Annotated in this window: 18 protein-coding genes, 1 pseudogene and 2 riboswitches; of the genes and pseudogenes, 7 read left to right on the top strand and 12 right to left on the bottom strand. The window is 71.9% G+C overall.

The window, feature by feature from the left end; all coding sequences use genetic code 11:
• Positions 1-2: 2 nt before the first annotated feature.
• Together AB0I59_RS39075 and AB0I59_RS39070 are read right to left on the bottom strand one after the other, a co-directional pair.
• Positions 3-629 (bottom strand): precorrin-8X methylmutase, encoded by a 627-nt coding sequence (locus AB0I59_RS39075; RefSeq protein WP_061261296.1) that lies wholly within the window; start codon positions 627-629, stop codon positions 3-5.
• On the bottom strand, positions 626-1,984 hold the full coding sequence (locus AB0I59_RS39070; RefSeq protein ID WP_358141475.1) for a ferredoxin-like domain-containing protein: 1,359 nt from the start codon (positions 1,982-1,984) through the stop codon (positions 626-628). Before AB0I59_RS39070 ends, AB0I59_RS39075 begins: the two co-directional genes overlap by 4 nt.
• A 19-nt stretch (positions 1,985-2,003) precedes the next feature.
• Positions 2,004-2,205, top strand: a riboswitch (cobalamin riboswitch).
• Positions 2,206-2,237: 32 nt separating this feature from the next.
• Here AB0I59_RS39070 and cobN point away from each other — a divergent pair.
• Entirely contained in the window at positions 2,238-5,849 is a 3,612-nt protein-coding gene (gene cobN / locus AB0I59_RS39065) for a cobaltochelatase subunit CobN (protein ID WP_358141472.1), read from the top strand.
• On the opposite strand, the gene AB0I59_RS39060 is transcribed toward cobN, so the two are convergent.
• Together AB0I59_RS39060 and AB0I59_RS39055 are read right to left on the bottom strand one after the other, a co-directional pair.
• Positions 5,846-6,022 (bottom strand): hypothetical protein, encoded by a 177-nt coding sequence (locus AB0I59_RS39060; protein WP_358141469.1) that lies wholly within the window; start codon positions 6,020-6,022, stop codon positions 5,846-5,848. The two genes, cobN and AB0I59_RS39060, sit on opposite strands and share 4 nt — an antisense overlap.
• Positions 6,003-6,728, bottom strand: a pseudogene (locus AB0I59_RS39055) (LysR family transcriptional regulator); the annotation flags it as partial. The gene AB0I59_RS39060 and the pseudogene AB0I59_RS39055, both read right to left, overlap by 20 nt.
• Before the next feature lie 86 nt (positions 6,729-6,814).
• Between AB0I59_RS39055 and AB0I59_RS39050 the strand changes: the two are divergent.
• Positions 6,815-8,170 carry an aspartate aminotransferase family protein gene (locus tag AB0I59_RS39050; RefSeq protein WP_061261299.1) on the top strand — a complete coding sequence of 452 codons (1,356 nt, stop codon included), beginning with the start codon at positions 6,815-6,817 and terminating at the stop codon, positions 8,168-8,170.
• Between the two features lie 9 nt (positions 8,171-8,179).
• On the opposite strand, the gene AB0I59_RS39045 is transcribed toward AB0I59_RS39050, so the two are convergent.
• From AB0I59_RS39045 to AB0I59_RS39035, 3 genes are read right to left on the bottom strand one after another with little or no spacing between them, the layout of a single operon-like run.
• A complete protein-coding gene (locus tag AB0I59_RS39045) occupies positions 8,180-9,544 on the bottom strand; it encodes a cobyrinic acid a,c-diamide synthase CobB (RefSeq protein WP_358141466.1) in 1,365 nt (454 codons plus the stop codon).
• A complete protein-coding gene (gene cobO, locus AB0I59_RS39040; RefSeq protein WP_061261301.1) occupies positions 9,538-10,140 on the bottom strand; it encodes a cob(I)yrinic acid a,c-diamide adenosyltransferase in 603 nt (200 codons plus the stop codon). Before cobO ends, AB0I59_RS39045 begins: the two co-directional genes overlap by 7 nt.
• A 1-nt stretch (position 10,141) precedes the next feature.
• Positions 10,142-12,178: a putative cobaltochelatase gene (locus AB0I59_RS39035; RefSeq protein ID WP_435831185.1), complete on the bottom strand. Its 2,037-nt coding sequence runs from the start codon at positions 12,176-12,178 to the stop codon at positions 10,142-10,144.
• A 599-nt stretch (positions 12,179-12,777) separates the two neighbouring features.
• Positions 12,778-12,995, top strand: a riboswitch (cobalamin riboswitch).
• Positions 12,996-13,003: 8 nt separating this feature from the next.
• On the opposite strand from AB0I59_RS39035, the gene AB0I59_RS39030 reads away from it, so the two are divergent.
• From AB0I59_RS39030 to AB0I59_RS39015, 4 genes are all read left to right on the top strand, one after another.
• Positions 13,004-13,705 (top strand): energy-coupling factor ABC transporter permease, encoded by a 702-nt coding sequence (locus tag AB0I59_RS39030; RefSeq protein ID WP_228649031.1) that lies wholly within the window; start codon positions 13,004-13,006, stop codon positions 13,703-13,705.
• Positions 13,702-14,103: an energy-coupling factor ABC transporter substrate-binding protein gene (locus AB0I59_RS39025; protein WP_358141457.1), complete on the top strand. Its 402-nt coding sequence runs from the start codon at positions 13,702-13,704 to the stop codon at positions 14,101-14,103. The genes AB0I59_RS39030 and AB0I59_RS39025 overlap by 4 nt, the downstream gene beginning before the upstream one ends.
• Before the next feature lie 9 nt (positions 14,104-14,112).
• The gene (gene cbiQ, locus AB0I59_RS39020; protein WP_358141453.1) at positions 14,113-14,862 is read left to right on the top strand and encodes a cobalt ECF transporter T component CbiQ; all 750 of its coding nucleotides are present in this window, start codon (positions 14,113-14,115) and stop codon (positions 14,860-14,862) included.
• A gap of 84 nt (positions 14,863-14,946) precedes the next feature.
• Positions 14,947-15,783 (top strand): energy-coupling factor ABC transporter ATP-binding protein, encoded by an 837-nt coding sequence (locus AB0I59_RS39015; RefSeq protein ID WP_358141450.1) that lies wholly within the window; start codon positions 14,947-14,949, stop codon positions 15,781-15,783.
• 173 nt (positions 15,784-15,956) lie between these two features.
• Here AB0I59_RS39015 and AB0I59_RS39010 read toward each other — a convergent pair whose 3' ends face one another.
• Both AB0I59_RS39010 and AB0I59_RS39005 read right to left on the bottom strand, forming a co-directional pair.
• Positions 15,957-16,616, bottom strand: coding sequence for a copper resistance CopC family protein (locus AB0I59_RS39010; RefSeq protein WP_358141448.1), 660 nt, complete (start codon positions 16,614-16,616; stop codon positions 15,957-15,959).
• Positions 16,617-16,820: 204 nt separating this feature from the next.
• The gene (locus AB0I59_RS39005) at positions 16,821-17,468 is read right to left on the bottom strand and encodes a hypothetical protein (RefSeq protein ID WP_358141445.1); all 648 of its coding nucleotides are present in this window, start codon (positions 17,466-17,468) and stop codon (positions 16,821-16,823) included.
• Positions 17,469-17,617: 149 nt separating this feature from the next.
• On the opposite strand from AB0I59_RS39005, the gene AB0I59_RS39000 reads away from it, so the two are divergent.
• Positions 17,618-17,833 (top strand): hypothetical protein, encoded by a 216-nt coding sequence (locus AB0I59_RS39000; RefSeq protein ID WP_228648826.1) that lies wholly within the window; start codon positions 17,618-17,620, stop codon positions 17,831-17,833.
• A gap of 175 nt (positions 17,834-18,008) precedes the next feature.
• Here the strand turns inward: AB0I59_RS39000 and AB0I59_RS38995 are convergent, their stop codons facing one another.
• From AB0I59_RS38995 to AB0I59_RS38985, 3 genes are all read right to left on the bottom strand, one after another.
• Positions 18,009-18,872, bottom strand: coding sequence for a hypothetical protein (locus AB0I59_RS38995; protein WP_358141442.1), 864 nt, complete (start codon positions 18,870-18,872; stop codon positions 18,009-18,011).
• A gap of 89 nt (positions 18,873-18,961) precedes the next feature.
• The gene (locus AB0I59_RS38990; protein WP_358141439.1) at positions 18,962-21,346 is read right to left on the bottom strand and encodes a glycoside hydrolase family 65 protein; all 2,385 of its coding nucleotides are present in this window, start codon (positions 21,344-21,346) and stop codon (positions 18,962-18,964) included.
• 637 nt (positions 21,347-21,983) lie between these two features.
• On the bottom strand, positions 21,984-22,163 hold a 180-nt coding region (locus tag AB0I59_RS38985; protein ID WP_358141436.1), incomplete at its 5' end, for an HNH endonuclease signature motif containing protein.

Raw genomic sequence — 22,163 nt, 5'->3', positions numbered from 1 at the left:
GTTCACTCCTCCTCGCTCGCGATCGCGTTGACGGCGGCCGCGGCCATCGCGCTGCCGCCCCTGCGCCCGTGGACCACCAGGTGGTCCAGGCCGGACGGATGCTCGGCCAGGGCCAGCTTGGACTCGGCGGCCCCGATGAAACCGACCGGGACACCGAGCACGGCCGCCGGGCGGCCCGCCCCCTCCTCGACCAGCTCGAGCAGGCGGAACAGCGCGGTCGGCGCGTTGCCGATCGCGACCACCGCGTTGTCGAGCCGGTCGCGCCACAACTCCAGCGCCGCGGCGCTGCGGGTGGTGCCCAGCCGTTCCGCCAGCTCGGGAACCCGCGGGTCGCCGAGCGTGCAGAGCACCTCGTTGTCCGCCGGAAGGCGGCGCCTGGTCACGCCGGAGGCCACCATCATGGCGTCGCACAGCACGGGCGCGCCGTTCCGCAGCGCCTCGCGCGCCGCCGTCACGACCCCGGGCGACCAGGCGAGGTCGTTCACCAGGTCGACCATGCCGCAGGCGTGCACCATGCGGACGGCGACCTGGGCGACGCCCGGCGGCATGCCGCTCAGGTCGGTCTCGGCGCGGATGGTGGCGAAGGACCGGCGGTAGATCTCCGCCCCGTCCCGGATGTAGTCGATCACGTTCCCTCTCTGGTCGCCGCGACGGCGGCGCTCGTCTGCTCGGCGTCGGCGAACGTACGGCTGACGCCGTCCAGCTCGACGCGGTACCCGTCCTCGGTGGCGATCACGTCCACGACCCGGCCGCGCGGCCGTCCGCACCGCCGCTCGCAGCCCGCCCAGTGCACGGGAAGCAGGTCCCCCTTACCGGTCGGTGAGCGTACGGCATCGCCCGAGAGGTCCGCACTCCCCCCGGCGCCGACGTCGGTGTGGACGTGGGTGTGGACGTGGGTGTGGACGTCGGCGAGTGCCTTGGCGCATCCGGGGCGGCCGGTGCAGGCGGTCAGGCCGAGCCACGGCGACGCGGGGTCGCCGACCAGGCCCGCGTCCGTGAGCGATGCCCGCAGCTCGCCGACCGCAGGCGGCGGCAGATCGGGTACGACGATCGCCCGCCAGGGCGTCACCCGCACCTCTCCCCCGCCGTTCTCGGCCGCCCGGGCGAGCGCCTCCACCTGGGCCGCCGTGAGCCGCCCGAGCGGAGCGAGGACCATGAGGGCGCACCTCCCGTCCCGCTGCGCGACCGTTCCGACCATGCCGGCCGTCCCCGTGGCCCGAGCCGCCGCCGCACCCGCCGGCCGTACGGCGGAGGCGGACAGGCGGAGACGCGGCTCCGCGCTCGCGGCGCGGGCCGCGACCCGGGCGGGACCGTCGGCGATCTCGGCGAGCCGCCACGCGCCCGACCCCTGTTCCGCGCGTTCGGCCAGGAACGCCTCCGCGACGGCGAGCAGGCCCGCGACCGCGGAACCGGCGGGCACGCGCAACCCGCGGTCGGCACCGGCGAGCAGCAACGCCACGTCCGGCACGTCCGGCAGCAGCGTGACGTCGGCGCCGAGGACCGGCATGTCGCCGGACCCGTCGTCGAGGGCGAACAGGAACCGTCCGGGCAGGTCGGCGAGCATGGGCCGGGCGCACAGCTCGCGGTCCAGCTCGGCCACCAGAGGGCGCACGTCGAGCCTGCTCTCCGGTCCGCGACCGGCCAGGGGCGAGGCCACGATGTTGCGCACCCGCTCGTGCGTGGCCGAGGGCAGCAGGCCGGCCGCGGCCATCCGCGCGGCGAAGTCCGGCGCCCCGGAAGGCCCCTGGTCCCCGGCCCGGACTTCCCGGAGGCCGCGCACCTGGAGGTTGGCCCGGGAGGTCAGCTCGATCACGCCGGACCCGAGCTCGCGGGCGGCGGCGGCGACCACGCGGAGCTGGTGCGCCGTGACCGCGCCGCCGGGGATGCGGATCCGTGCCAGGCCGCCGTCGGCGGCGGCGTGCACCTGAAGGGCTCCGGGGCACGCGTCGGACCGCGACCGTCCGGAAAGGTCACCGATGAACACGCTGAGGATGGTAACGCCCCGTTTCCCAGCGGATGTCGGCCTGGCATAGTGTGATCCCAGGCGACGGCACAGGGAGGAAGCCGGTGTGAAACCGGCGCGGTCCCGCCACTGTAACCGGGGAGCGACCCCCACCGAAGGCCACTGTCCGGCGACGGACGGGAAGGCCGGGGTGAGCATCGATCCGGGAGCCAGGAGACTCCTGCCGTCGTGACGACCACGACCCGGGGCGAGGACCCCGAGGGAGGACTTTCTCGTGCGCTCTGTGCCGTCTCCTGGCATCCTCCTGCTGTCGACCTCCGACACCGACCTGCTCAGTGCCCGGGAGAGCGGGGCGGGCTACCGGCTGGGCAACCCGGCCAGGCTCACGGTCCCGGACCTGCCCGCCCTGGTGGAGGGCGCCGACCTCGTCCTCGTACGGCTCCTCGGCGGGCGCCGGGCCTGGGAGGACGGGCTGGACGCGCTGCTCGCCGGCCCCCGGCCGGTCGTGGTGCTCGGCGGCGAGCAGGCGCCCGACGCCGAGCTGATGGAGCTGTCCACGGTGCCGGGCGGGGTGTGCGCCGAGGCGCACGCGTACCTCGCGCACGGCGGCCCGGCGAACCTGGCCCAGCTGCACGCCTTCCTCTCCGACACGGTGCTGCTCACCGGGAACGGCTTCGCTCCGCCCGAGCCGCTGCCCACGTGGGGACCCCTGGAGCGTGTCGCCCGGCGCGCGGACGGACCGGTCATCGGCGTGCTCTACTACCGCGCCCACCATGTCGCCGGGAACACCGCGTTCGTCGAGACGCTGTGCCGGGCCGTCGAGGACGCGGGCGGGCAGGCGGTGCCCGTCTACTGCGGTTCGCTGCGCACCGCCGAGCCCGAGCTGCTGGCCACCCTGCGGCGCGTGGACGCCCTGGTCGTCACCGTGCTCGCGGCGGGCGGCACCCGTCCGGCGACCGCGTCGGCCGGAGGCGACGACGCGGCGTGGGACGTCGGCGCGCTCGCGGAGCTCGACGTGCCGATCCTGCAGGGCCTGTGCCTGACCACGGGACGTGACGCGTGGCGCGAGGACGACGACGGCCTGTCCCCGCTCGACGCCGCGTCCCAGGTGGCGATCCCGGAGTTCGACGGGCGGATCATCACCGTGCCGTTCTCGTTCAAGGAGGTCGACGGCGACGGCCTGACCGTCTACGCGGCCGATCCCGAGCGTGCGGCGCGGGTCGCCGGCATCGCGGTACGGCACGGCCTGCTGCGGCACGTCCCGGCGCCGGAGCGTCGGATCGCGGTGATGCTGTCCGCCTATCCGACGAAGCACTCGCGGATCGGCAACGCGGTCGGCCTCGACACCCCCGCCAGCGTGGTCCGGCTGCTCGCGGCCATGAAGGAGACGGGCTACGACCTCGGAGCGGGCTTCCCCGGTGTGGCGGAGCAGGACGGCGACGCGCTGATCCACGCGCTCATCGCGGCGGGCGGTCAGGACCAGGACTGGCTCACCGAGGAGCAGCTGGCGGCCAACCCGGTGCGGATCCCGGCCGCGCGGTACCGCGCCTGGTTCGAGACACTGCCCGCGGACCTGCGCGCGGACGTCGAGGGCCACTGGGGGCCGCCGCCCGGCGAGCTGTTCGTCGACCGGTCCCGCGACCCCGCCGGGGAGATCGTGCTGGCCGCCCTGCGCGCGGGGAACCTCGTGGTGATGGTGCAGCCGCCGCGCGGGTTCGGGGAGAACCCGATCGCGATCTACCACGACCCCGACATGCCGCCGAGCCATCACTACCTGGCCGCCTACCGGTGGCTGGCCGACGAGTTCGGCGCGCACGCGATCGTGCACGTCGGAAAGCACGGCAACCTGGAGTGGCTGCCCGGCAAGTCCGCGGGGATGTCGGCGTCCTGCGGGCCCGACGCGGCACTCGGCGACCTCCCGCTGGTCTATCCGTTCCTGGTGAACGATCCGGGCGAGGGAACCCAGGCCAAGCGGCGGGCGCACGCCGTACTGGTCGATCACCTGGTGCCGCCGATGGCCCGCGCGGAGACGTACGGCGACATCGCCAGGCTGGAGCAGCTGCTGGACGAGCACGCCTCGATCGCGGCCATGGACCCGGCCAAGCTTCCCGCGATCCGAGCGCAGATCTGGACGCTGATCCAGGCCGCCCGGCTCGATCACGACCTGGGCATCGCCGACCGGCCGCACGACACCGAGTTCGACGACTTCCTGTTGCACGTGGACGGCTGGTTGTGCGAGGTCAAGGACGCCCAGATCCGCGACGGCCTGCACGTGCTCGGCGTCGCCCCCGAGGGGAAGGTCCGGGTGGACCTCGTCCTGGCCATGCTGCGGGCCCGCCAGATCTGGGCCGGTCAGGAGGCGCTGCCCGGCCTGCGTGAGGCTCTCGGCCTGGCGGAGGACGGCGCCGCCTCCCGCGTGACCGTGGACGAGGCCGAGGCCCTGGCCCGCGCCCTCGTCGAGGGCATGGAGGAGCACGGCTGGGAGCCGTCCGCCGTCCGTCCCGTGACCACCTCCGTCCTCGGCGCCTCCGAGGTCGCGGCGGCCGTGGAGCGGATCCTCGGGTTCGCGGCGGAGGAGATCGTGCCCCGGCTCGCCCGGACCACGGACGAGATCGGCGCGCTGCTCCACGCGCTCGACGGCGGCTACGTCCCGGCGGGGCCGAGCGGCTCGCCGCTGCGCGGGCTGGTCAACGTGCTGCCGACCGGGCGGAACTTCTACTCCGTCGACCCGAGGGCGGTGCCGAGCCGGCTGGCCTGGGAGACCGGGCAGGCGATGGCTGACTCGCTGCTCGACAGGTACCGGAGCGACACCGGCGAGTGGCCGCGTTCCGTCGGCCTGTCCGTCTGGGGCACCAGCGCCATGCGCACCTCGGGTGACGACGTGGCCGAGGTGCTCGCGCTCCTCGGCGTACGACCGGTCTGGGACGAGGCGTCCCGGAGGGTCGGCGGCCTCGAACCGATCCCGCTGCCCGAGCTCGGCAGGCCGCGCGTCGACGTGACCGTACGCGTCAGCGGGTTCTTCAGGGACGCGTTCCCCCATGTCGTCACGATGCTGGACGACGCGGTACGACTGGTGGCGGGCCTGGACGAAACCGCCGAGGACAACTACGTACGTGCGCACGCCGAGGCCGACCGCGCGGCCCACGGCGACGAGCGGCGCGCCACGCTGCGGATCTTCGGCTCCCGGCCGGGCGCGTACGGCGCCGGTCTGCTCCCGCTCATCGACAGCCGCAACTGGCGCGACGACGCCGACCTGGCCGAGGTGTACGCCGTGTGGGGCGGCTACGCCTACGGTCGCGACCTCGACGGGGTGCCCGCCCGGCAGGACATGGAGAGCGCGTACCGGCGGATCGCGGTGGCCGCCAAGAACATCGACACCCGCGAGCACGACATCGCCGACTCCGACGACTACTTCCAGTACCACGGCGGGATGATCGCCACCGTACGCGCCCTGACCGGCCGGGCGCCCGCCGCGTACGTGGGAGACAGCACCCGCCCGGACGCGGTCCGCACCAGGACCCTGCACGAGGAGACCGCGCGGGTCTTCCGCGCCCGGGTGGTCAATCCCAACTGGCTGGCGGCGATGCGCCGCCACGGCTACAAGGGCGCGTTCGAGCTGGCCGCCACCGTGGACTACCTGTTCGGGTACGACGCGACGACCGGTGTGGTGGCCGACTGGATGTATGACCGGCTGGCCGCCGCGTACGTCCTCGACCCGGAGAACCGGGCGTTCATGACCGAGTCGAACCCGTGGGCCCTGCACGGCATCGCCGAGCGCCTGCTCGAAGCGGCCGACCGCGAGATGTGGCAGCACCCCGACCCGGAGGTCCTGGACGCGCTGCGCGAGGTCTACCTCACGGTGGAGGGCGACCTGGAGGATCGTTAGGTCCTGTCCGGGCCGCGCCGCAGGACGTCGAGGACGACGTTGACGGCAGGGCGGGAGTTCTTCCTGATGGCGGCGGTGATGTTGCGTTCGACCGGGAACCTCAGCGACCGCGTCAGCACCCGGTAGCGCCGCGAGTCCGGGCAGGAGGGCGATGGAGTGTCCGGCTTCCACATGCTGCAGCGTGATCATGTAGTTGTTGAACCGGCACACCACCCGGGGCTCGAAACCCGCCTGGCGGCAGAGCCTGGTCGCGAGGTTCGACAGATAGGAGCCGGGCATGTCGAAGGCCCAGTCCTCGTCTGCGCACGCGGTGATGTCCACCGACTCCCTGGCCGCCGCGGGATGGTCGGGCGGCAGGACCAGGACGACGGGATCGGTGGCCAGGGGGATGATGTCGATGTCCGGGTCGATGGGCGACTCCACATAGTCCGTGGTCGTGATGATGATGTCCACGTCGCCGCCGCGCAGCGCGCCCATGCTCGCGTGCGGTTCGAGTTCGTGGAGTTCGACGTCGATGTGCGGATGAGAGCCCGCGAGCCGGGTCACGGCCGGGACGGCGAGAGAGTGGATCGCGCTCTGGAAGGCCGCGAGCCGCACCACCCCCACCGGCTCCTGCGCCAGGCCGCGCAGCTCGGCCTCGACCGCCGCCATCTGGTCGAGGATGACCCTGGCCCGCCGCGCCAGGATGAGACCGGCCGGCGTCAGCCTGACGCGGCGCCCCGTGCGTTCGAGCAGCCGCGCGCGCGTTTCGGCCTCGAGCACGGAAAGCTGCTGGGAGACGCTCGACGGGCTCGTGTTGACGGCCTGGGCCACGGCCCGGATGGTGCCCAGCGTGTCCAGCTGGCTCAGCAACCGCAACCGCCAGGGGTTCAGGGTCATGCCCGACATCCTTGTGCAGCATTGCTTCACAGTGAAGCCAGATTTGTGAGATGGACATGATGCTCGCGCGTTCATATCGTCGCCGCATGGCCAGCTCGATCAATACCCCACCGTCAAGCGCCGACGTCACCGCGAAGTTCTGGGACGACGCCGACCGGCATCTCGTCCGCTATTCCGGCGCCGGCCGGTTCACCCGCGAGATCATCGACCACGCGGCCGGGAGCTTCCTGTTCACGGAGGACGGCCGGAGGATCCTCGACTTCACGTCCGGGCAGATGAGCTCGATCCTGGGCCATTCGCATCCCGAGATCGTGGCCACGGTGAAGCGGCAGATCTCCTCACTCGACCACCTGTACAGCGGGATGCTGAGCCGACCCGTCGTCGATCTCGCCCGGAGGCTGGCCGGCACCCTGCCCGCCCAGCTGGAGAAGGCGCTGCTGCTGACGACCGGCGCCGAGTCCAACGAGGCGGCCATCCGGATGGCCAAGCTCGTCACCGGAAAGCACGAGATCGTGTCCTTCGCCCGGTCCTGGCACGGCATGACGCAGGCCGCCGCGAACGCCACCTACAGTTCCGGCCGCAAGGGATACGGCCCCACCGCTCCCGGCAACTTCGCCATCCCCACGCCCAACCCGTACCGGCCCGACTTCACGACGCCGGACGGTGAGCTGGACTGGCGGCGGCAGCTGGACTTCTCCTTCGAGCTCATCGACGCGCAGTCGACCGGGAGCCTGGCCGCCTGCATCGTCGAGCCCATCCTCAGCTCCGGCGGGATCATCGAGCCGCCCCCGGGCTATCTCGCCGCGCTCAAGGAGAAGTGCCGGGAACGCGGCATGCTGCTGATCCTCGACGAAGCGCAGACCGGCCTCTGCCGTACCGGAAACTGGTACGCCTTCGAACGCGACGGTGTCGTCCCCGACATCCTGACGCTGTCCAAGACCCTCGGCGCCGGCCTGCCGCTGGCCGCGGTGATCACGAGTGCCGAGATCGAGCGGGAGGCGCACGAGCGCGGCTTCCTCTTCTTCACCACCCACGTCTCGGACCCGCTCGTCGCCGCGGTCGGCAACACCGTGCTCGATGTGCTGGAACGTGAGCACATGGACGCCCGCGCCGCGGAGCTCGGCGCCTTCCTCCGCCAGGGACTCGACGAGATCGGCGAGCGTCACGACGTGGTCGGGGACATCCGGGGCCGGGGCCTGCTGGTGGGGCTCGAACTCGTCCTCGACCGGGAGACGAAGCAGACGTCCGACGCGCTCGGCGCGCAGGTCACCCAGCGCTGCCTCGAACTCGGCCTGCACATGAACATCGTGCAACTCCCCGGCATGGGCGGTGTCTTCCGCATCGCGCCCGCCCTCACGTCCACGAAGGACGAGATCTCGCTGGGCCTGGCGATCCTCGACCAGGCGATCGGCGAGGTCGCCCCCTTCCACACCACCCGGTAGCACCGGTCCTCAGCCGGAACGCCGGCCGCCGCTCTCCGCCACCGGGTGACGGCAGGCCGCGACCAGGCGGGCGGCCAGCCCGGGGCTGCCGGCCCAGTGCAGGTGGAGATAGGACGCGGACAGGAGGGGCTCGCCGAACCCGTCGGCCGAGCCCCGCCACCGGAACAGCGGCCGCTCCGCGTGCCCCGGGTCGGTGGCCGTGCGGTGGAACTCGTGGCCGCGATAGCGCTCACCCTCGCGGGTGAGCACGGAATCGGCGGTCGCCACCGCGTCGCGATAGCCGAGCGTGAGCCTGCCCGTCATCGTCGCGGTGATCTGGAGCCGCCCGCACATCGGATGGCCGTCCAGCTCGCGCGCCAAGTAGAGAAGCCCCGCGCACTCGGCCACGATCGGCCCGCCGAAAGCCGCCACCTCGCGGCGCAGCGGTTCGTTGGCGGACAACTCCGCCGCGTACATCTCGGGGAAGCCGCCGCCGATGACGATCGCCCCGGCGCCCTCCGGAAGGCGTTCCTCCCTGAGCGGGTCGAACGTCACCACGTCGGCGCCGGCGGCGGCCAGCAGCTCGACCTGCTCGGCGTACCCGAAGGTGAACGCCGAGCCGCCCGCCACGGCCACGACCGGCCGCGAGCCGGTGGGCGGATGCTGTTCGAACAACGGCGGACTCCAGGGCGAGCCCGGAAGCGGCGGCGCCGAACGGGCCAGCGCCACCAACTCGTCGAGGTCGCAGGACTCGGCGATCAGCGCGCTCATCCGGTCGACCGCCGCCACCGCGTCCGCACGGCGTTCGGCGGCGGGGATCAGGCCGAGATGGCGGGACGGGGTCGCCACACCGTCCACCCGGGGGATCACGCCGAGCACCGGCACGCCGCTCTCCGCCAGCGCGGCCCGGCAGATCTCCTCGTGCCGCTCGGAGCCGACCCGGTTGAGGATCACCCCCGCCAGCCGTACCCGCGTGTCGAACGAGACGAAGCCCTGCACCAGCGCGGCGACGGAACGGCCCTGCCTCGCGGCGTCCACCACCAGGACCACGGGCGCGCCGATCAGCCGCGCGACGTGCGCGGTGGAGGCGAACTCCTCCAGCCCGGCCCCGTCGTACAGGCCCATGACACCCTCGACCACGGCGAGGTCGGCGTCCCGCGCACCGTGCAGGAACAGCGGCGCGACCAGTTCCTCACCGGTCAGCCAGGGGTCCAGGTTGCGGCCGGGACGGCCGGTGGCGAGAGCGTGGTAGCCGGGGTCGATGTAGTCCGGCCCGACCTTGTGCGGCGAGACCCGCAGCCCCCGCGCGCGCAGCGCCGCCATCAGGCCCGTCGCGACCGTGGTCTTCCCGCTGCCCGAGGACGGCGCGGCGATCACCAGGCGCGGGATCACCATTCGATGCCCTTCTGGCCCTTCTGCCCGGCGTCCATGGGATGCCTGATCTTGCCCATCTCGGTCACCAGGTCGGCGGCCTCGACCAGTCTCGGGTCGGCGTCCCTGCCGGTGATCACGACGTGCTGGACGCCCGGTCGCGCCGCCAGGGTGTCGACCACCTCGGCGACGTCCAGCCAGCCCCATTTCAGGGGATAGGTGAATTCGTCCAGCACGTAGAAACGGTAGGTCTCGGCGGCCAGGTCACGCTTGATCTGCTCCCAGCCCTCGCGGGCGTCGGCGGCGTGGTCCTCCTCGCTGCCCGGCCTCTGGATCCACGACCAGCCCTCGCCCATCTTGTGCCAGGTCACCGGGCCGCCCTCGCCGGATTCACCGAGCACCCGCAGCGCGCGCTCCTCGCCGATGCGCCACTTGGCCGACTTGACGAACTGGAACACCCCGACGGGCCACCCCTGGTTCCAGGCGCGCAGCGCCATCCCGAACGCGGCGGTGGACTTGCCCTTCCCCGGCCCCGTGTGCACGATCAGCAACGGCCGGGTACGGCGCTGCCGCGTGGTGAGGCCGTCGTCCGGCACGATCGCCGGCTTGCCCTGCGGCATCTCAGACCGCCCTCCTGTAGTCGTTCCGCGGCTCGCCTCTTCGTCCGTCCCTCTGCTCGCGGACCAGCGCGCCGAGGCCACCGGCCGCCAGCGCGTCAAGCCGTACGGCGGGCGCGCCCAGCCGGGCGGCGAGGTCGAGAGCCAGGCCCAGCCGTACCGGACCGCTCTCGCAGTCCACCACGACACCGGCGGTACCGGCGAGCCGGGCGACCGCCCCGGCCACGTCGGACCCGGAGGTGGCCCGGCCGTCCGTGACCACCACCAGCAACGGCCGCCTGGCGGGATCACGCAGCCGTTCCACGCGCAGCACCTCGGCCGCGCGGCGCAACCCGGCGGCCAGCGGGGTACGGCCGCCGGTCGGCAGCTCCCGCAACCGCGCCGCACCCGCCTCGACCGAGGAGGTCGGCGGCAACACCAGATCGGCACCGGACCCCCTGAAGGTGATCAGCCCGACCTTGTCCCGCCGCTGGTAGGCGTCCAGGAGCAGGCTCAGCACCGCCGCCTTGACCTCGCGCATGCGCCTGCGCGCCGCCATCGAGCCGCTCGCGTCCACCACGAACAGCACGAGATTGCCCTCCCTGCCTTCGCGTATCGCCTCGCGCAGGTCGGTGTCGCGGACCAGCAGGCCGGGCCCGGTACGGCCGCGCTCACGCTGGTACGGCGCGGCGGCGCGCAGGGTCGCGGCCAGATGCGGCCGCTGGAGCCGCCCGGCCGGAACGCGCGAGCCGGTGGTGCGGCCGTTCGGGGTACGCGCCCGCGACCGCCGGCCGGAGGCGCCGTCTCCCAGGCCCGGCACCTGGAAGGCGCGCACCCGGTACGGCTCCGCCGCGGCGATCACCCGCTCGGCCGGCGGACCGTCCGGCGACCCGCCGTCCTCCCGTGGGGAATCCGACCCGAGTGAGCCGCCACCGGGACCGTCCGCACCGGGGCCGTCCGGACCACCGGGGCCGCCTGGACCGTCCGGGTCGTCGTCCGGATCCGGGTCATGGTCCCCGTTGTGGGAGTCACCGTGCTGGGAGTCACCGTGCTGGGAGAGGAGGTCGTCGAGGTGGGACTCGTCCAAACCGGGCGCGTCGAACGGATCACGCCGCCGGCGGTGCGGCAGGGAGAGCCGGGCGGCCTCGCGTACGTCCTCGGTCGTCACCTCGGTACGGCCCCGCCAGGCCGCGTGCGCGATGGCGGCGTTGGCGGTGACCAGGTCGGCGCGCAGCCCGTCGACCTCGAACGCTGCGCACACCGCCGCGATCTGGCGTAGCCGGGCGTCGGGCAGGACGACCTCCGCGACCCGTTCCCTGGCCTGGAGGATCCGCCGGGCCAGCGCCGCCTCCTCGGCCTCCCACCTCGCCGCGAACGCTCCGGGGTCGGCGTCGAAGGCCAGGCGGCGCCGTACGACCTCGGCACGTTCGGCCGGATCCCGGGACGCCCGCACCTCGACGGTCAGCCCGAACCGGTCCAGGAGCTGGGGCCGCAACTCGCCCTCCTCGGGGTTCATGGTGCCCACGAGCAGGAACCGCGCCGCGTGCCGTACCGACACGGACTCGCGCTCGACGAAGCAGGTGCCGAGCGCGGCGGCGTCGAGCAACAGGTCCACGAGGTGGTCGTGCAGCAGGTTGACCTCGTCGACGTAGAGAACGCCCCGGTGAGCGGCGGCGAGAAGACCGGGTTCGAACGCCTTGACCCCTTCGGTGAGCGCCCGTTCGATGTCGAGCGCGCCCACCAGCCGGTCCTCCGAGGCGCCGACGGGCAGTTCCACCAGCGCGGCCGGTCGTGCCCGCCACCCCTCGTCGACACCATGCGGCCCGTCGGGGCAGGACGGGTCGGGAGCGGAGGGGTCACAGGCGAACCGACATCCGGCGACTACCTCGACAGGCGGCAGCTGCGCGGCCAGCGCGCGGACGATGGTGGACTTGGCCGTTCCCTTCTCTCCACGCACCAGTACGCCGCCCACCCGAGGAGAGACCGCGTTGAGGATCAAGGCCAGCTTGAGATCGTCGAGCCCCACGACGGCGCTGAACGGATAGGCGGTGATCACAAAGATCCCTTCTGGATGGTCCTGTCCTCGCGCGCGGAGGCGGGCGGGTGGAAGTGCGGCAGGAGAGCGCGGCGGACTCGGGGATTTGTGGACGTACGGCCGGAGTGCTTGACACGGAGGCGGGGGCACCACCAGGCATCCACCGGACGCGCGCAGCCTGTGACGGGGGTCAGGACACGGGCCGGCGACGGGGGACGGCGGGTGGGGAGACCGTCGCGAGCCGTCGTCCCCGGACGGAGAAGGGACGGGGATGCGAGGTCGTCGGCTCGCTCATCGATGCCTCCTTGGGATGACGCGTCCCGCCAGATGAGGACGCGGCGGCCAAGTGACCTGGCTCCCGGAACTCGCGTTCCGGATACAGTGGCGCGACCGCACCGGCATCTCACCGGACTTCCCTCGGACCACCGCGAATCCTCGGGAACGTATCCCGCGGGGCTCGCGATCGTCAACTTCGCGGTGACCGGGTGGCGAGCGGCCTCGACCGGACCGGCAAGGGCTTCCAGCACCCGTGACGCTCCCCTGACCGAGCACACCGGCTCGTAGGGGCCGCTCCCACCGGTCGGCCCGTACCTGCGAGTTATAGGCAGATACCCCGCCTTGTCGCTAAATGGAGATCAGGCTTACGCTGAGTCCGCCTCGGCAAACGGGAAGTCCGGTGCGCGCCCCAGTCGGGACGCAAGTCCGGCGCGGCCCTCGCCACTGTGATCGGGAATCGTCTCACTCATCCGCGTACGCGGAAGCCACTGGGCGCCAGCCGCCTGGGAAGGCGAGCGAGATGTGCCAACCCGTCAGCCAGGAGACCGGCCAAGGCACGGAAACACCATCCACGAGGTGCTGGAAAGGTCGGGTTTCACCATGCACATCGCCGAGGGATTCCTCCCTCCCTTGCACGCGGCGGCCTGGACGGTCGCCGCCGCTCCCTTCGTCGTCCACGGTGTCGTTCGCCTCAATCGTCAGATCAAGGAGAACCCCGAGGCGAAGCTGCTCTTGGGGGCGTCGGGCGCCTTCTGCTTCGTCCTGTCCGCGCTGAAGATCCCCTCGGTCACCGGCAGTTGCTCGCACCCCACGGGCACCGGCCTGGGGGCCATCCTGTTCCGGCCGCCGGTGATGACCGTGCTGGGCACGATCACCCTGCTGTTCCAGGCGTTGCTGCTGGCCCACGGCGGGATCACCACGCTCGGGGCCAACGCGTTCTCCATGGCGATCGTCGGACCGTGGGCCGGTTACGGCGCGTACACGCTGGTCCGGCGCCTGGGCGGAGGGCTGCTCGGCGCGGTCTTCGCCGGGGCCTTCGTCGCCGACCTGGTGACGTACTGCGTGACGTCGGCCCAGCTGGCGCTCGCCTTCCCGGACCCGGCCGGCGGCTTCACCGGCGCTCTGACCAAGTTCGGCGCGATCTTCGCGGTGACCCAGATCCCGCTCGCCGTCAGCGAGGGGCTGCTCACCGTGCTCGTCGTGCGCCTGCTCCGCTCCACCAGCGCGGCCGAGCTGATCCGGCTCCGCGTCCTGAAGGAAGGCCAGGTGGCGTCGTGAAGCGCAACGTCCTCATCAACCTGCTCCTACTGGCCGCCGTCGCCGCGCTCGCCGTACTGCCGCTGGCGATCGGATCGGGTGAGGGGAAGGAGGAGCCGTTCACCGGCGCGGACACGCAGGCGGAGACGGCGATCACCGAGCTCGCGCCGGACTACGAGCCGTGGTTCTCCTCGCTGTACGAGCCTCCGTCGGGGGAGATCGAGTCCGCGCTGTTCGCGTTGCAGGCGGCGATCGGCGCCGGTTTCCTCGGTTACTACTTCGGCGTCGCGCGTACCCGCAACAAGCTGCGGCCCGCATCAGCGGGTCACACAGCGCCGGGCCGCACAGCCGCGGGTCACGCGGTGCCGGGTTCGGCGGCAGGTCTCGACGCCGCCGGGCCCGGCGCGCCTACCTCCTGAGCCGGGCACGTGCTCGCCATCGACGTCGCCGCCTATCGGAGTCCGTGGCGGCGGCGCCATCCCGCGGCCAAGGCGGTACTGGCGGGAGGGCTGCTCCTGAGTGCCCTGCTGTTGCCGCCCTGGCCGGGTGCTCCCATCACGGCGGTGATCACTCTCGTGGTCGCGCTGGGCTGGGCCCGCGTACCGCCGCGCGCGTTCCTGCGCTCGGCGCGCGCCCCGCTGGCGTTCATCGTCACCGGCTCGGTTACCTTCCTGATCAGCGTCGACACGTCCGGGCTCGCCTGGGCACCCGGCGGCGCGGTCCGGGCGGGCGAGGTGATCGGCCGTTGCGTGGCCGCCGTCTTCTGCCAGCTCCTGTTCGCCATGACGACCCCACTGGCCGACGTACTGCCCCGGATCGCGCGCCGGCCCGGCCTGTCCGGTCTCGCGGAGGTGGCCGGGCTGGTCTACCGCATGCTGTCCGTGGTGCTGGAGACGGTCAACGCCATCCGACGCGCCCAGGCGGACCGGCTGGGCACCCGGTCGTGGCGGACCCGGTGGAGATCGGTCATCGGGCTGGCCGCCCAGGTCTTCGTCCTGTCCTTCGACCGGGCACGCCGTCTGGAGGCCGGACTGAGCGACCGCGGCTACACGGGAAGCCTCGCTGTCAGCGTCGACAGCCTCCCTCTGACCGGCCGCTTTCTGGCGCTGGCCCCGCTTCCCGGTCTCGTTTCTGCCGGGTTGACCCTCGCGCTGACCTCCGCGTGCACCGTCGCCTGAGCTCTACCCGGAGCATTACTCGAAGCATTACTCGAAGCACTGACCGGAGCACTGACCGAAGCTCTGGCTGAAAGGGGTGGCCGTATGACCGTAGTGCTCGCCGCCGACCGGCTCTCGTACTCGTATCCGGGATCACCCCCGGTCTTCTCGGAACTCAGCATGGAGGTGTCCCAGGGCACCGCGCTCGCCGTTCTCGGGCCCAACGGGGGTGGGAAGACCACGCTGCTGCGCCTCCTCTGCGGGGGCCTCCGCCCGGCGGCGGGCCGGATCATGCTGCACGGCCGGCCCCTCGGTTACGGGCGGACGGCCTTGAGCGAGTTCCGTACCCAGGTCCAGTTCGTGCACCAGGATCCGGACGACCAGCTCTTCGCCGCCACCGTCAGCCAGGACGTCTCCTTCGGCCCGCTGAACCTCGGGCTGCCGCCGGCCACCGTGGCGGCGCGGGTGACCGCGGCGCTGGAGGACATGGAGATCGTCCCGCTGACGGAACAGCCCACCCATCTGCTGTCCTTCGGCCAGCGCAAGCGAGTCGCCATCGCCGGGGCGCTCGCCCTGCGCCCGCTGGTGCTCATCCTGGACGAGCCCACTGCCGGGCTCGATCCGGCGGGCGCCGAGGCGCTGCTGGCGACCCTTCGGCGGCTGAGCGCGGGCGGGACCACGATCATCGCGTCCACACACGACGTCGACTTCGCCCACCGATGGGCCGACGAGGCCGCGATCATCTCGCGAGGAAGGCTCCGTACCGGCGCGGCGGACAGCCTGCTCACCGACTCGGCTCTGCTGCGCGACGCCTCGCTCCGTCCCGCGTGGGGTCCCGCGGTGGGACGGGTGCTGCGCGCCGTCGGTGGCCTGCCCGCCGACGCGCCCGATCCGCGCACCCCCGAGGAGGTGCTCCGCCTGGAGCCGGGAACACGGCCCTGACGGCAGGCACCGGGAAGCGTGCGACTGATCAGCCGTACCTGTGGCTCGTCCTGTCACTCGTGCCGTCGCTCGTGCCGTGGCCGGTCGCGCTTCCCCGCCCCCTCTGCCCCTCTCGCCGTCCCTCCACGCTGCCGTCGTGGTCTTCTTCGTGAGCGCGTGACGCCGTGACCGCCCTATGCCCGGCTCTGCTCCTCCGGCTGGCCGGGGGGATTGCCACGGCTGTTGCGCAGCCAGACGAACAGCCCGACCACCGCGAGGGCGACCAGTCCGCCCCAGATCCACCCGCCGGGGCCGCGCGACGCCCCTCCCGCGCCCACCGCCGAGGCGGACGCCTGTACGGGCGCGGCGACCGAGGGCGAGGGCTCAGGCGAGGCCGCGGCACTCGAAGCGGAGATGGAGGTCGTCGGGACGGGGGATACAGAACTTCCCGAGCCAGAGCTTCCCGAGCCAGAGCCTCCCGAACCGGTCACGGTGAACGGGATCTCCCCCTCGATGGGATGGCCGTCCGAGGAGACGACACGCCAGGCGATCACGTAGCCGCCCGGCGACAGCGAGGCGGTGACGTCGGCGAGAACCTTGGACCCGTCGACCCGCGCTGTGCCGATCGCGACCGCCTTCCCGGCACCGTCGCGCATGACGACGACGGGGAACCGGACCTGGGCGCTGTAGTCGAGCTCGATCTCCTTGAGGTCGTCGACCTGGGCGTTCCGGGCGGGGGAACTGCTCTTCAGGCTGTCGTGGGCGTGCGCGGCGTTAGCCGTCAGGGTGAGGAAGAACCCGCAGCCGAGCGCGGCCACGAGGCCGCCGCGGAACAACCGTGGCAACAATGCCATCACTGACTCCATACCGGGAATCCCGGACCATACCGGGCAAGCTGAAACGCTCCCGCCGCATCGCGGAGCGTACGATCACCAGGCGCGCCGGCCCTCAGCCGTTGGACATGTCCAGCCGCGCGGCGGCCATCGCCCCCTGAAACAGATCACAGCGGATCGCTGCGGATCGCTGCGGATCTCCAGGGGGTTCGGCGGCTACGCCGTTCAGCGACTCATAACCGACGCGAGGCACGGCGGCGGACCGCGCCGATGGATCGCCGCCGCGACCTCCCTGCCGACGTACGGCCCGGGCTCGGACGGCGTTACCGGCCGGGCCGGAGGCGCGAAGGTGCCAGTCGATGCAGCGCGGATCCAGCGCAACACGGCCAACGGCGCCGCGCCCCACAGGCGCAACATGAGCCACACCGCGCTCTCACCGCGATACAGCCACCAGCCCGTCGAGACCGCGAGCACGAGGTGCGCCAGCGACATTCCCAGGCCGGGATGGCCGCCGTGTCCGGCATCGGACAGCGCGACCGGCATGGCCTGCATGCCCTGCGTAGGCGGCATCTCAGACGTCGTCGACATATCGGAGATCTCGGACACCGCCGACGTCACGGGCGCGGATAATGCGAACAACTCGTGCAGCAGGACCTGCGCGCCGATCGTCGCCGTCAGCACCACCTCGGGACCGCGCTCGCGACCGTTGAGCGCGTACGCCAACGCCAGGGCACCCAGGGCGCCGAGCGCCATCACATCGGGCGGAACCGGGCCGCCGCCCGCGAGGACGTGTCCGCCCGCGGAGACCCCGACGCACACCGCCGCGAAGACGGTGGCTCGTGGCAGGCGCAGGGCCGGCTCCTCGGGAGACACGACCAGCATCCTTCCAGCCGGGTACCTCGGTGAGAAGTGCGGCCCGCCTGTCAACGGTGGCGGCACCCCGAGGTGCGTGTCCGGCGGGACAGAGGGTTCCGACCTTCACGATCCTGTACGGCCGGGCATCCCCTTCTTACGTTGAATGCATGTGCGATCTGAATTCTGAGGAAACCCGGCACATCGTCGGAGCCCTGGGAGCGATCGACTCCCTGGCCGAGAAGGTGAGAACACATTCGTCGTCGATCAACGAGACGGCCTACATGGACCACGAGGTCCTGGCCGACCTGCTGGCGACGCTGCGGGACAGCGCCGACGCGGCCCAGCGGTGGGTGGAGGCGAAGCCGCAACAGCACGCCATGTGACACGGCGCTGCCCGCCCCCTGGGACCGGCAGGGCCGGAACCGGGGCCGGGGGCAACGTCACCGCTACTCCGGCTGACGAGGACGCCACCTCCGACCGGAGACGAAAGAGTCCGGGTCGAATCTCGCGACCGTGACTCCCCCGGTGCGAGCCGAGATCCGCGGCCGGAGCCGGACGTCACACCTGCTGCTCAAGCGCATCGGGGACGACGATCAGGCCGAGGGCGGCCAGGTCCTCGATCGGCTCGGCGATGTCGCAGGTGCCGTACGAGAGGAACATCCGGCGCACCCGGTCGACGTCATCCGCGGTGAACGCGCGGATCAGGTCGGCGACGGCCGCACCGTCACGCAGGGCGAGCAGCTCCGCGACGTCCGCCTCGGAGGCACCGGACGCGCCGGGCACTCCGGACACGCCGTCCGTCGCCGCGCGGGTGGCGAGCAGGACGTTGAGGAACCCGTGATGCTCGAATCCGGTGTCCGGCGCGGTGTGCCGCACCGCGTGGTGCAGTCCCGCGGTGCACTTGAACGGCAGCCCCCGGGCCGCGCATCCGACGACCGCCTCCGCGAGCTCGGCCTCCGAAGGGAAGGCCGACGCGACGGTGCCGCCGGTACGGAACTTGGCGAAGAACTCCGTTCCCGCCAGCACGTCGAGAACGGCGGGCCTCGACGCGCCACGCGGTACCTCGACGAACCCGGCGCTCCCCTCAGGACGGCTCGCGCGAAGGGCGGCCACGGCCGCCTCGGCGTCCGCCGCGGTCTCGACGCCGGGCACCTCGAGGGCGGCCGCGTGCGGCAGCGGGCCGAGCCCGGCGATCGCCGCCGCGCCTCCGGTCACCACGACGCTGACCGCGACGTCGGCGGGCACCTCGGCGAGCCGTGTGTCCGCGCAGACGAAGGGGCCCACGAAATCGGCGTACCACGACGTGCGATGACGGCGGTGCCCCGGAATCGCCGCGCTCATCGGCGCGTTCCCCGGCGGGAACAGCGCGGCGTCATCGAACAGCGCGGCGAACAACGCCACCGGTACGGCAGAACCTGTCATGAGATGCTCCTCACCACCACGTCCAGACATAGCCGGATCCTCGCATCCGGCCTCGCAGTACCCAACCCCGGCATGGCGCCGGTCTCCGGCTAAAGACATTCAGCCGCCGGGAGCGTCTCATCCGGCAGAGGGAAGGCGCGGCTCTCGCGGCGTCCCAGCCTGGTGGATCGGCCGTGTACGGTCACGGCCACGGTGTCCGGACCGTCGTCGGCTCGGCCGATCCGGATCTCACCGGAATCGGCCCGGATCGACAACTCCGCACCCCGATAGCGGATCCGCAGCGAGAGCCCGGCCAGCCGGTCGGGCAGCAGCGGGTTCAGATGCAGTCCGTCATGACGGATCTCCAGCCCCAGATAACAGCGTTGGAGCAGGTCGAGCGTGCCCGCCATCGCGCCCAGGTGCACACCTTCGGCCGTCGTGCCGCCCTGGACGTCGATCACGTCGGCGGTGAGCGTCTCCGTGAAGAACTGCCAGGATCCCGACCGGTCGCACCGCGCCAGCACCCAGCCGTGCACGACCGCGCTCAACGTCGATCCATGGCAGGTACGGGCGAGGTAGTAGTGGACCGTACGGAGGATCATGCCGGGCTCGGTCCGGTAGCCGAGCCGGTCGAGAATCTCCTCCAGTTCCTTGGAGGTGAGCAGGTAGAACAGCATGAGCACGTCAGCCTGCTTGGACGCCTGGTAGCGGTTGACGCTGTCGCCCTCGGCCTCAAGCTCGCGGTCGAGCCGGCGCACGCCGCGGTAACGCGCCCAGTCGAGTTCGAGCAGGCCGGAGTAGCCGGTGAACTGGCTGATCACTCCGTCGTGGAAGTCCACTCGCATTCCGCGAGTGATGTCCTCCCAGCGCTCCGTCTCGGTGGCGTCGAGGCCGAGCCGCGCGACGAGTTCCTCGTAGGACCGCCGAGGCAACAACCGGAGCGTCTCCTCCGCCCGGAGCAGCAGCCAGACCGTCATGACGTTCGTGTACGCGTTGTTGTCCAGCCCCGGCAAGGCGGCGCCCGGGTAGGCGTCGTGGTACTCGTCCGGTCCCATCACGCCGTGGATCTCGTACCTGCCGGATCCGGGGTCGAGTCGCGCCATCGAGGCGAAGAACCGGGCGATCTCGATCAGTAGCTCGGCCCCGAAGTCGGCGAGGAACTCCAGGTCACCGGTGACCAGGTAGTGCTGCCACACGTTGTAGGCGATCGCCAGCCCGACATGGCGCTGCAGGCGCGAATGATCCGGCAGCCACCGGCCGGACCGGGGGTTGAGGTGCAGGGACTGCGTCTCCTCCCGCCCGTCGCCGCCGCTCTGCCAGGGGAACATCGCCCCTGACAGGCCCACGGCGGACGCGGCGGCCCGGGCCTCGGGCAAGCGCCGCCAGCGGTAGCGCAGCAGGCCGCGTGCGATCTCGGGGAAGCGCAGGTTCAGCCAGGGCAGTACGAAAAGCTCGTCCCAGAACACGTGCCCCCGGTACGCCTCTCCATGGAGGCCGCGCGCGGGCACCCCCACATCGAGGTCGGCGGTGTGCGGCGACAACGTCTGCAGCACGTGGAAGACGTTCAACCGGACATTGCGCTGCGCCTTCGGAGCATCGACGTCCAGCCGGGCCCGCCCCCACAACCCGACCCAGGCGAGGCGGTGCCGTTCAAGCAGCGGCTCGAACCCCGGCGCGAGCCGTACCCGCCGGACCGCCGTCTCGGAGGGACCGGCGACGGCATGGTCGCGGGACGTCACGAGCGCGACCGTCTTCACCACCAGCGTCGGACGGCCGCGCACCAGTTCCAGGGTGTGCTCCCGCGCGATCATCTCCGGGTCCCGCTCGACCTCGTGCCCCGGCGACCCGGCCTCCACCCGCGCGGCGAGCGCGATCACGACCGCCGACGAGCGAGTACGGGCGCGCAGCCAGAGGATGTCCCCGTCCGCCCCGGTGGCGTGGGCGGTCAGGTGATCGCCGCGCAGGTCGCGGTACCGCGGTACGCCGCTGTTGGTCACCCGCCCGTCGAGCGCGGCACGTACGAGCAGAGGTCCCGACCAGTTCTCAGCGGTGAAGGTCGTCTCCAGCGCGGCCAACTGCGGGTCGGCCATGGAGACCAGGCGGCGCTGCCGTACGACGGTGATCCGGCCGTCCTCGTCCCGGAACCGGATCAGCCGGCGGAGGATGGCATGGCGCAGGTCCAGTTCCTGCCGGTACTCCAGCAGGTCGGTGGTGCGTGGCGAGAACCACCCGGAGCCAGGAGTGGCGAAGGTCAGGGGCAACCAGTTGGGCGCGTTGACCATGTCTTCGTTCGTCACGTCATATCCGGCGACGGACGAGACGAGCCGGTCGTAGCAGCCGGCGATGTAGGTTCCGGGATAGTGCACCTCGTCGACCTCGGCCTCCGGCGCCGCCCCCCGGGTGGCGAAGCGACCGTTGCCCAGGGTGCAGAGGGCCTCGCGCAACCCCTCCTCGTTCGGGTCAAAGCCCTCGTAGGCCAGCGTCCAGGGATCCATCACGCTCCCGTCCGGGCAATGGTGCGATCGACAACAGCGAGGCCGATCACACCGGGACCAACGGTGGTTCCCGTGGTGGTTCCCGTGATGTTTTGCGTGATGGTTCGTGCTGTGGCGCTCATGCCCACAGCGCTCACGCCTCCAGCACTCGTGCCGATGGCGCGCATGCCTCCGGTTCTCATGCCCGTGGCGTTCATGTCTGGGGCTTACCTCTGGTGGTTACGGCTGTAACCGCGAGACTTCCGGTGGTGAGGTCTGTAGCGGTGAGGCTGATGACGGGCACGCCGGAGCCCTTCCCTCATCATCAGACGGTATGCCCCACCGCGCTGATCCGTCCGCACGGCGGACCATCGCGATCCGTCCGCACGGCGGACCATAGGGCCAGGCCACATAGCCGCACCACATAGCCCCAACCACATGCCCAGCCCCCGCGAGCCCTCGGCACGAGATCAGAGCACGTGGGCACGTGGGCAGGGGCACCAGGCCAGACCGGAAGGACGGATCACAAGCCCGCGAGGCACAGCGGCGTCTCGGCCGCGAAGAGCAGCGGGAAGCGTATGGGGCGAGACTTGCCTATTGTTACCAATCGATAACATGGAGTAGCCAATCCGGCTAAGTGATGTCGACGTTGATGTGATCATGCACTCCTGGCTGCCCGGGGGCCGGTGTAGGTGAAGGCCCATCGTTTGCCGTCTCCCCGGCGGAGCTGGTAGCGGTCGGGATTTCGGTAGCGGTCGCGGTTGTGGAACTGGCAGGTGGGTCCGAGTTTGTCCAGGTCGGTGGCGCCGCCGTCGCTCCAGTTGTCGATGTGGTCGAT

Origin of the sequence: Microtetraspora glauca, from assembly GCF_040656155.1 — a bacterium.
GTDB classification, from domain to species: Bacteria; Actinomycetota; Actinomycetes; order Streptosporangiales; family Streptosporangiaceae; genus Microtetraspora; species Microtetraspora glauca.
This window is presented reverse-complemented; position numbering and strand designations above follow the sequence as displayed.

Coding starts and splice junctions, on each gene's coding strand:
- AB0I59_RS38990 (WP_358141439.1), bottom strand. CDS start 21,346: ATGGATCCCTGGACGCTGGCCTACGAGGGCTTTGACCCGAACGAGGAG.
- AB0I59_RS39015 (WP_358141450.1), top strand. CDS start 14,947: ATGACCGTAGTGCTCGCCGCCGACCGGCTCTCGTACTCGTATCCGGGA.
- AB0I59_RS39010 (WP_358141448.1), bottom strand. CDS start 16,616: ATGGCATTGTTGCCACGGTTGTTCCGCGGCGGCCTCGTGGCCGCGCTC.
- AB0I59_RS39050 (WP_061261299.1), top strand. CDS start 6,815: ATGGCCAGCTCGATCAATACCCCACCGTCAAGCGCCGACGTCACCGCG.
- AB0I59_RS39000 (WP_228648826.1), top strand. CDS start 17,618: ATGTGCGATCTGAATTCTGAGGAAACCCGGCACATCGTCGGAGCCCTG.
- AB0I59_RS39045 (WP_358141466.1), bottom strand. CDS start 9,544: ATGGTGATCCCGCGCCTGGTGATCGCCGCGCCGTCCTCGGGCAGCGGG.
- AB0I59_RS39060 (WP_358141469.1), bottom strand. CDS start 6,022: ATGTGGAAGCCGGACACTCCATCGCCCTCCTGCCCGGACTCGCGGCGC.
- AB0I59_RS38995 (WP_358141442.1), bottom strand. CDS start 18,872: ATGACAGGTTCTGCCGTACCGGTGGCGTTGTTCGCCGCGCTGTTCGAT.
- cobO (WP_061261301.1), bottom strand. CDS start 10,140: ATGCCGCAGGGCAAGCCGGCGATCGTGCCGGACGACGGCCTCACCACG.